Raw genomic sequence first — 12,782 nt, forward strand, 5'->3', positions numbered from 1 at the left:
CTGAGCGCCATTCATGCCCCCATAGAGCGGATCCTGCAGGTCGTATACCTTGACCGGACCTAACCCTGAAGGTTTTCGGTGCACGTGAACATTTCTCAGGAACACTAGGGGCTGATCAGGTCCCTCGCAACCCGTATCACTATGACAACGAGGCATTTCACATGCCTCATTAGCCTTCTGCGGCATCTTCAGGTACGTGTACCGATATGTCCGGCTTGCCCCTTACCTTCCTCGACCAGCCCGAAGGCGTGATCGGCAGCCTCTCGTAGATCGTCAACGTCTCGCCCTGTGATGGTCCCCACACAACCGGGATCGCTCGCCCCCCGCCGGCCGGGTGGCTGTCGTCTGCACGGAATCCGCCGCGGCAGGCACTGTCCCGTACGTCGTGACACGCGACAGGGCTGCGACGTCCCTCGGGGGAGTGTTGGACTTTCGGCTGAGGCGGCGGCCGGTGGATCGACGTATCGTGCCCGTCTGTGGGAAATGGGTCAGCGATGCCGGGGGGCGTCACGGGATGGCGGCCTTCCGGACCGACCGCGTTGATGATCGGAACGGCCGCGTCGTGCGCCGGATTGAGCATGGTCGACCTGTGGTGGGCGGTGGCGACCGCGGTGGCGGCCTTCCTGGCGGGGATCCGGCCGGGACCGGCCCGGCCGGCGGTGCTCGTGCTGGTCGGCGTGCTCGGGGCCGGGATGGTGGTGGTCGCCGTCGTTCCGGCCTGGGCGGCGCTGGGCGACCGGTTCCTGGCCGTGGTGGTGGGGGCGGCGATGGTGCCCTGGTTCGCGGGCCGGTTCTGGCGCCAGTACCGCGAGCTCGTCCTGGCCGGCTGGGAGCGGGCCGAGCATCTGGAGCGCGAGCAGGGGCTGGTCGCCGAGCAGGTACGGCTGCGCGAGCGGACGCTCATCGCCCAGGACATGCACGACGTCCTGGGGCACGAACTCAGCCTGATCGCCCTGACAGCCGGGGCGCTGAAGCTCTCCCCCGGCCTGGCGCCGGAGCATCGGGCGGCCGCCCAGGACATCAGGGCGCGGGCGGCGACGGCCGTGGAGCGGCTCGGTGAGATCGTCGGCATCCTGCGCGAGGACGGCTCGCCCGGCCGATCCGCCGGTGGGACCATCGCCGACCTGGTCGAGCGGGCAGCGGCGGCGGGGCTGCCCGTCACGCTGCACGTCGAGGGCGAGGCGGACGGTGTGCCGCCGGTGGCCGAGCGGGCCGCGTACCGGGTCGTACAGGAGGCGCTGACCAACGCGGCCAAGCACGCACCGGGCGCGAGCGTGACCGTGCGCGTACGGCACACGGTCACGGAGACGCAGGTCGAGGTGGACAGCGGCTCTCCGACGGCGACCGGCTCTCCGACGGCGACCGGCTCTCCGACGGCGACCGGTCCTGGTCGTGCGGGGGTGGGTGGGGGTGGGTGGGGGCTCATCGGTTTGGATGAGCGGGTTCGGTTGGCTGGAGGGGTTCTCGTTCACGGCCGTACCGACCGGGGGTTCGCCGTGTCGGCGCGGCTTCCGCGGGAGCGGGTGGCTCGCGTCGGGCTTCCCGCGGAGGGTCCCGTGGTGCCGCGAGAGCGGCGGCGGGTGCGCCGGAACGTGCGCCGCACCGTGGCCGTCGCGCTCATGCTGCCCGTCGCGACGGCTGTGCTGGCCGGTGGCCTGCTGCGGGGGTGGGAGGTGCTGGGCGTGCGGCATTCGGTGCTGACCCCGGAGGTCCACGCCGGTCTCCGAACCGGGCAGCCGCGCTCGGACGTGGCCCGGCTGCTGCCGGAACGGCAGGCCGCCCGCCGCCCGCCCGCCGCCGAACCCGCGGCACGGGGCACGACGTGCGAGTATTACGCGATGACGGCCGACCTCTTCAGCAACCGGTACGGGGACGCCTATCGGCTGTGCTTCCGCGCCGGCCGGCTGGTGTCCGTGGACGCCCTGGTCGCCAGATGATCCGCGTACTGGTGGCCGACGACGACCCGATGGTCAGGGCGGGCGTGCGGGCCATCCTGGCCACCGATCCCGGCATCTCCGTCGTGGCCGAGGCCGCCTCCGGCCACGAGGCCGTGGAACAGGTCCAGCGCCACCACCCCGACGTGGCCATGCTCGACATCCGCATGCCCGGCGTGGACGGCATCGAGGCGGCGGCCGAGATCCGCAGGACGGTCCCGGACACCGGGGTGGTCATCCTGACGACGTTCGGCGAGGACGACTACATCCTGCAGGCACTCGGCCGCGGGGCCGCCGGATTCCTGATCAAGTCCGGTGACCCCGAGGAGCTGATCGCGGGGGTCCGGGCGGTGGCCGGGGGCGCGGCGTACCTGTCACCCACGGTCGCGGCGCGGGTGGTCGCCCACCTCGCCGCCGGTGACACCGCGATGCTGGCCGGACGGCGCCGCGCCGCCCGCGGCCTGGTCGAGGCGCTGACCGCCAGGGAACGCGAGGTGCTGGCCCACCTCGGGAGCGGGCTGTCCAACGGGCAGATCGCGCGCCGGCTGCACGTCGCCGAGGGGACGGTCAAGGCGCACGTCAGCTCCATCCTGATGCGGCTGGACGTGACCAACCGGGCGGCGGCGGCCGTCGTGGCGCACGAGGCGGGCATCGTTCCCGAGCAGGGATGACACCAGGCGGGCGGCGGGCGGGGTGAGCGCCGCCGACGCCGCCACGGCGACGCACGCGCCGAGGATCGCGCCCGCGAGCACGTCATGCGGGTAGTGAACACCCGCCAGCACGCGCAGCAGCGCCGCCGCGACGGCGATGGACACGGCCGGTGCGGCCAGCCGAGGGCGGAGCACCGCCAGCCCGGCCGCGAGCCCGGCCGCCAGGGCGGCGTGGTTGCTCGGGAACGACCAGTCCCCGGGCGGCGGGCAGCCGTCGACCGGCACCACCACCCGGCACGGCCGCTCCTCGTCCACCACCAGCTTCAGCGCCTCGCTCAGCACGTAGGCGTCCACGGTGCCGGCGCCGCTCACGGCCGCCCCCGCGAGGACGTGGGCGTCTCGCCGGCGCAGGGCGCTCCAGCACACGAGGACGAACATCAGCCCGAGCAGCACCAGGGACCCATCGGACACCGGGTCCAGCCACGACGGCACGCTGCCCAGGCTCTCCTGCACCCACCGGTACGCCTCCGCCGACACGCCGCTCACCACCCGGACCGGGTCAGGCCGCCCAAGACCGCCAGGAGACAGCCAGGCGATGGCCGCCGCCCCCACGGCCGGCAGGACGGCCGCCAGCGTCAGCCGTGCGGCAATGCCGGTTCGCGGGCCGCCGAGGTCGCTCCGCAGGCCGGCAGGGCTGCTTCCCAGGTCACCGGGGCTGATTCGCGGGCTGCCGGGGCGGTTGCGTGCGTTCTCGGGGTGGTCGCGCAGGCTGCCGGGGCGGTTACGTGGGTCGCCGGGGTGGTTGGGTGGGTCGCTTTTCATGGGACACGACCGTAGGAACCAGCGGTGTCCCGGCACCTCACCCGAGCGTCGGGGCCGTACCTAAACGAACGTCGGGGTTGACCGGCCCTCACCAGCGATCGTCAGGATACCCTGACGATTATGACGTTCAAGTCCATTGACCTCCCCGACCACGAGGGGTACGCCGCTCCGGTGCTCCCCAACGGCGAACTTGCCCCCTCCGCCGGCGTCTTCACCAGGACGTTCGTCGGCTATCAGGCCGCGTGCTCCTGCGGCTGGGCCGATCGGCGCCGATACCCGGCGACCCCGGGCGGGGCCAAGGAGGTGGAATACCGGTGGTGGAGCAGGCACGCCACATCGCTGCTCGCCGCCGCGCCCCCCGGCGAGCTGGTGACCAGGTCCGATCTCCTGTGCGAGCAGATCAGGAAGCTCGTCGCCGAACGTCCGATGGCCGCTCTCACCCTGCTGTCCCAAGTGGAGAACTGGCAGCGGGTCCTGCTCGAACAGGCCGTCGCCGGGGCCAGGGAAACCGGTGCGTCGTGGTCGGAGGTGGGGGAGGTCATGGGGATCTCCAAGCAGTCCGCCCACGAGCGGTTCCGGGCACACGTGAGCCAGTGAGCCGGCCGGCGGGCGGATGTCGCGAACCGCCGATCCCCGCCATCTCCGGCGGTTCGCGACATCACTGGTGCTCAGGTCAGCCGGTCAGCTTCGGGGACCAGAGCGGCCTGTTGTCCCTGGAGTAGGGAACGAGCCGAAACAGGCTCCGCCACTACTCCCGGGGTAGTAGCTCGGGCCCTCCTTCATCCCGGGTGGTAGCGGCGGAAGCCTCCGCCCGTGGGACGACCGGCACCGGGCCGCCCGGCGACGATGGCCGGGTGCGAAGGGTACCGAGGCGAAGAGTCGTCAAGATCATCAGAATCGTGCTCGCCGTGCTGGTGGGGGTGCCGACCGCGGTAGTAGCGGGGCTTCTCCTGTGGAACGGCGGCATCGACGACAATCCGCGCCGGGAGCTCCTCCCCGGCGTTCAGCTAGATCTGCGGACCGCCACGACGCGGCTCGGCCCGATCGAGTACGACCTGTACGGGGCGAAGGGCCCGGTGCTGCTGTCCGTGCACGCCGGACTGGGCGGAGCCGACCAGGGGCGCCTGTTCGCGGGCTGGCTGCAGCAGGACGGATATCGCATCCTGAGCCCCTCGCGGCCCGGTTACCTCGGCACCCCGCTGGAGAGCGGCCGGACCAACGAGGAGCAGGCCGACCTGCTGGCCGCGCTGCTGGACGAGCTCGGCATCGACCGGGTCGGCGTCCTCGCGGTCTCGGCCGGGAGCCCGGTGGGCTACACCTTCGCCGCCCGCCATCCGGACCGGGTCTGGGGGCTGGTCTCCATCGGCGGGCTGAGCAAGCAGAAGCCTCCCGGGAAGCCGAGCTCGTCGCTGCGGCGAACGTTCCTGAACACCGTCGGGCAGAAGCTCGCCCTGCTGACGGCGGGGCTCTCGTTCGAGAGCGTCGTCTCCTCGACGTTGGACGAAACCAGCGTCTTCACCGGGGAGCAGCGATCGGAGCGTCGTTCGTACATCATGAACACGCCACGCGTGCGGGCGCTCTTCGAGGCGATGTTCGAGACGACGTTCCCCTACGAGCGGCGCTGGCCGGGTACCGACAACGACGCGGAGCAGGCCCGGCGGGGCGACCTGCCGCTGGGGCGGATCACGGCGCCGACCCTGGTGTTCCACGGGGAGCTGGACGGTGACGTGTCGTTCGACCACGGGGAGTACGCGGCCGAGCGCATACCCGGCGCGGAGCACTACTGGATGGACGACGAGGACCACCTCGGCTTCTGGCTCAGCCCCAAGGCCGAGCAGCCGCAGGCCGTGGCGAGAGCGTTCCTCCGGCGACACGCGCCGCGCGGGTGAGCCCGCACGCACCCCGGGGCAGTGGCCGTCCCGTTCGGTGCTCATGCCGGGTACGCGTGGGTCTCGGTGGCCTTGACCGAGGCCCAGACCTGCTGGCCGGGGGCCAGGTCGAGGTCGGCCAGGGCGGCCGGGGTGATGTCGGCGAAGGCGGCGATCGGGCCGTCGAGGTGTACGCGGACGTTGTCGCCGTGGCGTTCGATGCCGTCGATCGTGGCCTGCCACAGGTTGCGCGGGCTGCCGTCCGGGCGGGCGCGGTAGAGGGCCACGGCGGCGGGCGAGAACGCCACGAACGCCGGCCCGTCCAGCCGGTCGGACGTGCTGACCAGCAGCTCGCCCACCTTGACCCGCGCCCCGTCGGCCACCCCCCGATACAGGTTGAGCCCGACCAGGCGGGCGACGTAGTCGGTGCGAGGGCGGCGGGCCACCTCGGCGGGCGCGCCGGCCTGGACGATGGCGCCGTGCTCGATGACGATCAGCCGGTCGGCCAGCACCATGGCGTCCAGCGGGTCGTGGGTGACCAGGACGGTGGCGCCGTCGAAGCCGGTCAGATGGCGGCGGAGCTGGGAGCGGATCTCCAGCCGGGTGTGGGCGTCCAGCGCGGCCAGCGGCTCGTCCAGCAGCAGCAGCTTGGGCCGCACGGCCAGGGCCCGGGCCAGGGCGACCCGCTGGGCCTGCCCGCCGGACAGTTGCCGGGGCCGGGCCGTCGCGTGGCCGGCGAGGCCGACGCGTTCCAGCAGGGCGGCGGCGGTGCGCCGGGCCTCGGCCTTGGACGCGCCGCGGCAGCGCGGCCCGAACGCGACGTTGTCCAGCGCCGACAGGTGTGGGAAGAGCAGGTAGTCCTGGAAGACCATGCCGATCGGGCGCTGCTCCGCCGCCAGGGTGTGCAGCCGGTGGCCGTCGAGCACGATCTCGCCGCCGGTCACCGCGGTGAGCCCGGCCAGCGCGCGCAGGGCGGTGGTCTTGCCGGCGCCGTTGGGCCCGAGCAGCGCGACGACCTCGCCGGGAGCGACGTCCAGCGAGATGTCGAGGGTGAAGGCGGGCCGGTTGACGACCAGGTGCGCGTGCATGGTCATGGGCTGGTCACCCACCGGTCGCGCAGGCTGGCCAGGATGACCACCGAGACGGCGAGCAGGACGAGGCTGAGCACGATGGCCGCCTCCGGCTCGGTCTCCAGGGCCAGGTAGACGGCCAGCGGCATGGTACGGGTGGTGCCGGGGAAGTTGCCGGCGAAGGTGATCGTGGCCCCGAACTCGCCCAGCGCCCGGGCCCAGCACAGCACCGCCCCGGCCACCACGCCCGGCATGATCAGCGGCAGCGTGACCCGGTGGAAGACCGTCCAGCGGGAGGCCCCCAGCGTGGCGGCGGCCTCCTCGAAGCGCTGGTCGGCGCCGCGCAGCGCGCCCTCGACGCTGATGACCAGGAACGGCATCGCCACGAACGCCTCCGCGACGATCACGCCCGCGGTGGTGAACGGCAGCGTCACGCCGAACGTGTCGGCCAGCCACTGCCCGACCAGCCCGCGCCGGCCCAGCACCAGCAGCAACGCCACGCCGCCCACCACCGGCGGCAGCACGAGCGGTACGGTGACCAGCGCGCGCACCACCCGCCTGCCGGGGAAGTCCACCCGGGCCAGCAGCCAGGCCAGCGGCACCCCGAGCAGCAGGCACACGACCGTGGCCACGCTGGCGCACACCAGCGACAGCCGCAGCGCCTCCAGCACGTGCGGCTCGGCCAGCCGCTGCGGCAACGTGGTCCACGGGGCCCGGACCAGCAGCCCGGCCAGCGGCAGCACGAGGAAGGCCAGCCCGAGCAGCGCGGGCAGCACCAGCACCCAGGGCGGCTGGCCGGACCTTTGCCGGGCGGGCCCTCTCACAGGCTGCCGGGTCCCTTGCCGGGCGGGCCCTCTCACCGGCTGCCGGCCACGCGTTCATGGCCGGGGATCTCGACGACGACATTGGTCGACTTGATCACCGCGACCGCCACGACCCCCACCGCCAGGCCCAGCTCGTCGGCGGCCTGCCGGCTCATCAGCGACACCACCCGGAACGGCCCGGCCGCGATCTCCACCTGCGCCATCACCGAATCCCGGAGCACCTCGGTGACGATCCCGCGGAAGCGGTTGCGCGCCGACGAGCGGCCCATGTCGTCCACCGCCTCGACCTGGGCCCGGGCGAAGGCGGCCAGATCCTGGCCATTGACCTGCCGATGCCCGTACTCGTCCCGCTCGGCCGTCAGCCGTCCGGCGTCCACCCAGCGGCGCACCGTGTCGGCGCTGACCCCGAGCAACGCCGCGGCCTCGCTGATCCGAAACGTCGTCACAAGCCCTCACCATAACCTTTCGCGCTTTCCATGACATGTCGTGGATGCCATGGCAGGACGGCCATTCATGCCGCGATTGCCTGGAATGCCGGGTGTTCAGGACTACCCGGCCCCGTACCCCCCGCCGTCGGCGGGCCGACCGGAACTTCCGGACTTGACCGGCCTGCCCCCGGGTGGGCCGGGCTCTCCGGACCTTGCCCACCGGGGGCGGGCAAGGGGACGGCCGCACCAGTCAGCCGAGGTCAGACCGATGTCACTCGCGTTCGGCCGATCGTCAACGCGTGACTGTGCAGATGTGGGAAGCGCTCCGACGGCTGTTTCGACGCCTGTCGGGATTCCATGCTCACACTGTTTGGAAATAGGCGCAGTTCGGCAAATAACGGGAGAAAGTTATCCGACTCCCGTCGAAAGCGGAGCAATGCTCTCGGAGCTGCAAGCGATCGTGGACTCTGTGGCGAGCCGCGTCGGCCGCCCCGCGTTGATCGAGGACCATCGTCAGCGGGTGGTCGTGTACAGCGAGCAACTCGAGCCGATGGACGAGGTACGCCGGCTGTCCATCCTGCGCAGGCAGACCACGCCGGAGGTGATCGCGTTCTTCCGTGAGGTCGGCATCATGCAGGCCAGGGAGCCGATCCGCACCCCGGCCTGCCCCGCGCTGCGGATGCTGCCCCGGGTCTGCGTGCCGATCCGCCACGGCGACCTGCTGCTCGGCTTCGTCTGGCTCATCGACGCCGGCCAGCCCATGACCGACGAGGAGATCGCGGCGGCGTCCAGGACGACCACCGACCTGGCGCTCGCCCTCTACCGCGAGAACCTCGCCGGGGAGCTCGCCTCGCAACGGGAGACCGAGGCCATCCGCCTGCTGCTGGCCGACGAACGGGCCGCCCAGCGGCACGGCGCCGCCACGCTGCTCGAAGGCGGCCTGCTCTCCGACGGCGTCCCCACGACGGCGGTCGTCGCCCGGCTGATCCTGCGGCCGGAAGTACGCCTCGACGACCTGGCCCGCATCGCCCTGGAGCAGGCGCTGGTCGCGACCCGCCGGTGGACCGGCTCCCGGGAGGCCGTGCACCTGGTGCGCTTCGACCACGGCGTGCTGCTGGTGCACGACCGGCAGGGCGCCGCCACCTCGCGCGCGGTCACCCAGCACCTGAACGACGTGCTGCAGTCGGCCATCCGCGGGGTCCCCTCGGTGGCCGGCGCCGTGGTCGGCGTGGGCCGGCCACGCGCGGAGTTATCCGAGGTACGCATGTCCTACGACGAAGCGGCGCTGGCCGCCCGGGTCGCCGTACAGGTCCCGGCGGTCGGGCCGGTGGCGAACTGGTCCCAACTCGGGATCTACCGCGTGCTGTCGCAACTGCCCAGCGAGGTGCTGAGCAACGCCGGCGTCCACCCCGGCCTGGAGAAGCTGATCGAGGACCCGAGCAGCCGGCCACTGCTGGAGACCCTGGAGACCTACCTCGAACTGGCCGGCAACGCGCATGCCACCGCGGTCCAGATGAACCTGCACCGCACCTCGGTGTACTACCGGATACAGCGGGTCGAGCAGCTTCTCGGCACCGACCTCAGGGACGGCAACGAGCGGCTCTCCCTGCACCTGGCGTTGAAACTCGCCCGCCTGACGGGGCCGATGTAACGCCTCTGCCTTCACGCCGGCCCCGCCGTCGTCCTTCAGGCGGCCGTCATCGGCGGTTCTGGAAGGTGAGGGAGCGGGTCTCCTCCTGGTTCCCGTTGGCGTCGGTGGACCGGAAGTCGAGCCGGTGCCGGCCCTTGTCCAGGACCCGGAACGTCTTGCTGAAGGTCCTCCACTTCCCGCCGTCGAGCCGGTACTCGGTCTTGCTCACGCCCGCTCCCCAGCCGTCGCCGGCCGTGAGCGTCACGAAGGGGTTGGTGTACCGGTCGCCCTGGCGCGGCGCGTGCTGGGCCAGCTTCACCTCGGTGGTGGGCGCGTCGACCTCGATCGCCCGCAGGGCCGCCGAGAGGTTGGGCAGCGGGCCGATGTGCTGTCCGGTGGTGGTGGGGCCCTGCGGGGTGCCCGTGCGCTTGAGCAGGTCGGCGATCTGCGCGGCGGTCCGGGGGGCCTGGCCGGTGGCCTTCAGGTAGGACTGGACGGCCACGACCGCGCCGGTGACGATCGGCCCGGCGCCGGACGTGCCGCCGAACGTCCTGGTGTAGCGGATGTCGCGGTTCGCCGGGTCGGTCCCGCCCTGCAGGTTGCCGTTGCCGCCGGTGGTGACGATGTTCCGTCCCCAACCCTGGAGGTCGAACCGGGCGCCGTAGTTGGAGAAGTTCAGGCGTTCGCGGTCGGTGTCGCTGCCGGCGCCGACCAGGATCGCGCCGGAGTCCTGGACGCTCCGGTCGAACCACTTGATCCCGTCCCGTACGTACAGGTCGGAATCGACGTTCTGGTTGCCGTTGCCGCCGGTCTCGACCACCGTGACGCCGAGCCCGTCGAGCAGTTGGATCGCCTCGAAGACCGACGGGATCCACTCCAGTGGCGCGTAGTTGCTGCCGCCGAGCGGGCCCGACGTCTGCTGTTCCAGCAGCACGGCGTCGCCGGGGGCCAGCACGCCGAGGCCGGCGAGGTAGGCCAGCGCCGCGCCCGGGCTCCAGCGGGTGTCGCCGGTGGCCGTCGCCTGGCTGGGGGAGATGCCGTACATGGTGGCCTCCGGCACGCTGCCGGTGACGCCGTAGCCGTTGTCGCGGGCGACCAGCTCGCCGAAGACCGCGGTCCCGTGCTCGTCGGCGAAGCCCGTGTACCGCGGGAACACCGTGCCGCCGAGGTCGCTCGACTCGTCGAGCTGGAGGTCCTCGTGGGCCCAGTTCCAGTCGTACTCCAGGTCGACGATCTTGATCCCGGCGCCGCGGGCGCGCGGGTCCTGCCGGGAGAAGTCGGCGTCGATGCCCTGCGGCGCGGGCCGCAGGTAGCCCTGCGACCCGGTGAAGTCCGGGGTCGCCGTCGAGGGCGGCGGTACGGGGGCGGGCGCCGGATACGCGAAGGCCACCTCGGGGAGTGCCCGGAGGTCCTGGACCACCTGCTCCGCGTCCACGTCCGCGGGCAGCACGACGCTGTACCAGGAGGCCAGGTCGGGGACCGCCGCGCCGGCGCGCGCCTTCGCCCTGGCGCTCAGGTCGTCCAGCTCGGCCACCGAGGCGCTCGGCACCAGCGGGGTGACCGATCGGGCGCGATGGCGGGTGAGGACCGCCTGGACCGAGTCCAGGCTGTCGCCCCGGGTGCCGCGCAGGTTCTGGTTCGTCCCGCGGACCCGGAGCGGCTCCTGGAACTTGACCTCTAAGGCGACCTCGGGTGCGACCGCGACCGAGGTCTCGAAGCTCCGGCCGTCGCGTAAGGACCCGGTCAGGGCCAGCGCCTTGGTGGTCGGGAGTGGGGAGGGTGCCGCGGCTTGTGCGGGGAGAGTTCCGATCGCACTGACGGTGGCGACCACTGTGCCGAGGGCGGCCAGAAGTGCCGGACGCTTGGCCATGACGAATCCGTTCCATGCGTGAGGGGGCTGTGGCAGGTCTGGTGGCGATGGAATGGGTCGGCAGCATCTAATACCGAGCCGGCACATCGCGTAATGGCGCATCTGACGGAACAATTGACGCCACCGGCCTACCGATGTCGAAGCGCCCCCAGCCCGTTGCCCGGGCTGCGCGTTCACCGGTCGAGCGGGTTCATCCCCGGCCGTCCCGCCCGGGCGGATGACTCCGGTGCGGCGGCGTACCCACTTTTTTGTGGGTACTTGTCGGCCCCGCAGGGGCGGCGGGAAGCTTGTCCGTGGGCGGCCGGAAGGCCGCCGAACGCAGGTGAGAGGGGGAGGTTCGCCGTGTCAGGAAGCCGTCCTGGCCTCTGTCAGCCTCTCCAGGCGGCGATGACCCCAATCGGACAGTGGCGCCAGCGCGACGGAGAGGTCGTGGCCGAACGGGGTCAGGGAGTATTCGGTCTTCAGCGGCCGGACGTCGTGCACCTCCCGGTGGACCAGCCCGTCGGCCTCCATCTCCCGGAGGGTGTGCGTCAGCACCTTCTCGGTGAGCCCCGGCAGTCGTCGGAGTAGCTCGCCGGGACGGCGCGGACCGGACTCCAGAAGCCAGAGCAGGACCGTCTTCCACTTGCCGTCGATCACGGCGATCGCCGCGGTCGCCCCGCAGACGTTCGGGTCCTGGGCACGGCTGCGCGTCATCTGCATCCCCATTCGTGAGCGATTGTCAATATTGAGGCAGGAGTTAAAGCATGACCTCCCACAACGACCACACCGGACAGTCTGCCGTCACCGTGCTCGGTCTGGGGCCGATGGGCCGGGCCCTGGCCGGTGCCTTCCTGGACGCCGGGGTGCGGCCCACGGTCTGGAACCGCACCCCGGGCAAGGACCACGAGCTGGCCGGACGGGGCGCGATCAGCGCCCCGTCGCCCGAGGCGGCGGTGGCCGCGAGCGCGCTGACCGTGGTCTGCGTGGTGAACTACGAGGCGGTGGACGCCATCGTGCGGCGCGACCCGGTCACCGACGCGCTCAAGGGACGTACGCTCGTCAACCTGACCGCGGACACCCCCGACCGCGCCCGGAGCACCGCGGCCTGGGCGGCCGAGCACGGCATCGGATACCTCGACGGTGCGATCATGACCCCGACCCCGACCATCGGCACGCCGGCCGGGGTGTTCCTGCACAGCGGGCCGGAGGAGCTCTACCGGGAGCACCGCCCGGTGCTGGACGCCCTCGGCGGCACGCACACCCATCTCGGCGAGGACATCGGCAGGGCGGCCGCGTACGACATCGCGCTGCTCGACATCTTCTGGACCGCGATGGCGGGCTACGCGCACGCGCTGGCCGTGGCGCGGGCCGAAGGGATCACCGCGCGCGAGCTGGCGCCGTTCGCCAAGGGCATCGGGACGATCATGCCGCCGCTCTTCGAGCAGGTCGCGGAAGAGGTGGACAGCGGCCGGTACTCCGGCGAGGGCAACCCGATCACCTCGGCGGTGTCGTCCATGGCCCACATCGTGCACGCCTCCGAGTCCCACGGCATCGACGCGAGCGTGATGCGCGCGGCCGAGGGCCAGGCCCGCCGGGTCATCGCACGCGGCCACGGCTCGGACGGGTTCATCCGGATCACCGATCTCCTGTACTGACGGTGATGGGCGCTTCCGCCAGGGTCTGGCCCAGGTCCTGACTGACCTC

The 12,782-nt window shown here is 72.1% G+C and carries 12 protein-coding genes; 7 read left to right on the forward strand and 5 right to left on the reverse strand.

All coding sequences use genetic code 11. From position 1 onward, the window contains the following. Positions 1-542: 542 nt before the first annotated feature. The 5 genes from ABGB18_RS33555 to ABGB18_RS33575 all read left to right on the forward strand — a co-directional run bounded on the left by ABGB18_RS33555 (position 543) and on the right by ABGB18_RS33575 (position 5,295). Positions 543-1,937: a histidine kinase gene (locus ABGB18_RS33555; RefSeq protein ID WP_347699669.1), complete on the forward strand. Its 1,395-nt coding sequence runs from the start codon at positions 543-545 to the stop codon at positions 1,935-1,937. Continuing rightward, positions 1,934-2,605: a response regulator transcription factor gene (locus tag ABGB18_RS33560; protein WP_347699670.1), complete on the forward strand. Its 672-nt coding sequence runs from the start codon at positions 1,934-1,936 to the stop codon at positions 2,603-2,605. The genes ABGB18_RS33555 and ABGB18_RS33560 overlap by 4 nt, the downstream gene beginning before the upstream one ends. A gap of 136 nt (positions 2,606-2,741) precedes the next feature. After that, positions 2,742-2,930 carry a hypothetical protein gene (locus ABGB18_RS33565; RefSeq protein ID WP_347699671.1) on the forward strand — a complete coding sequence of 63 codons (189 nt, stop codon included), beginning with the start codon at positions 2,742-2,744 and terminating at the stop codon, positions 2,928-2,930. Positions 2,931-3,526: 596 nt separating this feature from the next. After that, on the forward strand, positions 3,527-4,003 hold the full coding sequence (locus ABGB18_RS33570) for a hypothetical protein (protein ID WP_347699672.1): 477 nt from the start codon (positions 3,527-3,529) through the stop codon (positions 4,001-4,003). A 257-nt stretch (positions 4,004-4,260) separates the two neighbouring features. Beyond that, complete coding sequence (locus tag ABGB18_RS33575; protein ID WP_347699673.1) at positions 4,261-5,295, forward strand: alpha/beta hydrolase; 1,035 nt, start codon at positions 4,261-4,263, stop codon at positions 5,293-5,295. Positions 5,296-5,336: 41 nt separating this feature from the next. Here ABGB18_RS33575 and ABGB18_RS33580 read toward each other — a convergent pair whose 3' ends face one another. The 3 genes from ABGB18_RS33580 to ABGB18_RS33590 are packed head-to-tail and all read right to left on the reverse strand — an operon-like array spanning position 5,337 to position 7,614. Beyond that, complete coding sequence (locus ABGB18_RS33580; RefSeq protein WP_347699674.1) at positions 5,337-6,368, reverse strand: ABC transporter ATP-binding protein; 1,032 nt, start codon at positions 6,366-6,368, stop codon at positions 5,337-5,339. After that, on the reverse strand, positions 6,365-7,168 hold the full coding sequence (gene modB, locus ABGB18_RS33585) for a molybdate ABC transporter permease subunit (RefSeq protein ID WP_347699675.1): 804 nt from the start codon (positions 7,166-7,168) through the stop codon (positions 6,365-6,367). Before modB ends, ABGB18_RS33580 begins: the two co-directional genes overlap by 4 nt. Before the next feature lie 32 nt (positions 7,169-7,200). Beyond that, positions 7,201-7,614, reverse strand: coding sequence for a TOBE domain-containing protein (locus ABGB18_RS33590; RefSeq protein WP_347699676.1), 414 nt, complete (start codon positions 7,612-7,614; stop codon positions 7,201-7,203). Positions 7,615-8,065: 451 nt separating this feature from the next. On the opposite strand from ABGB18_RS33590, the gene ABGB18_RS33595 reads away from it, so the two are divergent. Further along, positions 8,066-9,247 carry a helix-turn-helix domain-containing protein gene (locus ABGB18_RS33595; RefSeq protein ID WP_347699677.1) on the forward strand — a complete coding sequence of 394 codons (1,182 nt, stop codon included), beginning with the start codon at positions 8,066-8,068 and terminating at the stop codon, positions 9,245-9,247. 46 nt (positions 9,248-9,293) lie between these two features. Here the strand turns inward: ABGB18_RS33595 and ABGB18_RS33600 are convergent, their stop codons facing one another. Together ABGB18_RS33600 and ABGB18_RS33605 are read right to left on the reverse strand one after the other, a co-directional pair. Beyond that, complete coding sequence (locus tag ABGB18_RS33600; protein ID WP_347699678.1) at positions 9,294-11,096, reverse strand: S8 family serine peptidase; 1,803 nt, start codon at positions 11,094-11,096, stop codon at positions 9,294-9,296. A 345-nt stretch (positions 11,097-11,441) separates the two neighbouring features. After that, positions 11,442-11,792, reverse strand: coding sequence for a helix-turn-helix domain-containing protein (locus ABGB18_RS33605; protein WP_347699679.1), 351 nt, complete (start codon positions 11,790-11,792; stop codon positions 11,442-11,444). A 50-nt stretch (positions 11,793-11,842) separates the two neighbouring features. Here ABGB18_RS33605 and ABGB18_RS33610 point away from each other — a divergent pair, with 50 nt between their 5' ends. Beyond that, on the forward strand, positions 11,843-12,733 hold the full coding sequence (locus ABGB18_RS33610) for an NAD(P)-binding domain-containing protein (RefSeq protein WP_347699680.1): 891 nt from the start codon (positions 11,843-11,845) through the stop codon (positions 12,731-12,733). The last annotated feature ends 49 nt before the right edge of the window (positions 12,734-12,782 follow it).

The organism is Nonomuraea sp. B12E4, assembly GCF_039871825.1.
Taxonomy (GTDB): domain Bacteria; phylum Actinomycetota; class Actinomycetes; order Streptosporangiales; family Streptosporangiaceae; genus Nonomuraea.

What these genes read in the sequence shown, in the direction of transcription:
- ABGB18_RS33555 (WP_347699669.1), top strand. Translation starts at nt 543, where the DNA reads ATGATCGGAACGGCCGCGTCGTGCGCCGGATTGAGCATGGTCGACCTG.
- ABGB18_RS33560 (WP_347699670.1), top strand. Translation starts at nt 1,934, where the DNA reads ATGATCCGCGTACTGGTGGCCGACGACGACCCGATGGTCAGGGCGGGC.
- ABGB18_RS33565 (WP_347699671.1), top strand. Translation starts at nt 2,742, where the DNA reads ATGGACACGGCCGGTGCGGCCAGCCGAGGGCGGAGCACCGCCAGCCCG.
- ABGB18_RS33570 (WP_347699672.1), top strand. Translation starts at nt 3,527, where the DNA reads ATGACGTTCAAGTCCATTGACCTCCCCGACCACGAGGGGTACGCCGCT.
- ABGB18_RS33580 (WP_347699674.1), bottom strand. Translation starts at nt 6,368, where the DNA reads ATGACCATGCACGCGCACCTGGTCGTCAACCGGCCCGCCTTCACCCTC.
- ABGB18_RS33600 (WP_347699678.1), bottom strand. Translation starts at nt 11,096, where the DNA reads ATGGCCAAGCGTCCGGCACTTCTGGCCGCCCTCGGCACAGTGGTCGCC.
- ABGB18_RS33605 (WP_347699679.1), bottom strand. Translation starts at nt 11,792, where the DNA reads ATGACGCGCAGCCGTGCCCAGGACCCGAACGTCTGCGGGGCGACCGCG.
- ABGB18_RS33610 (WP_347699680.1), top strand. Translation starts at nt 11,843, where the DNA reads ATGACCTCCCACAACGACCACACCGGACAGTCTGCCGTCACCGTGCTC.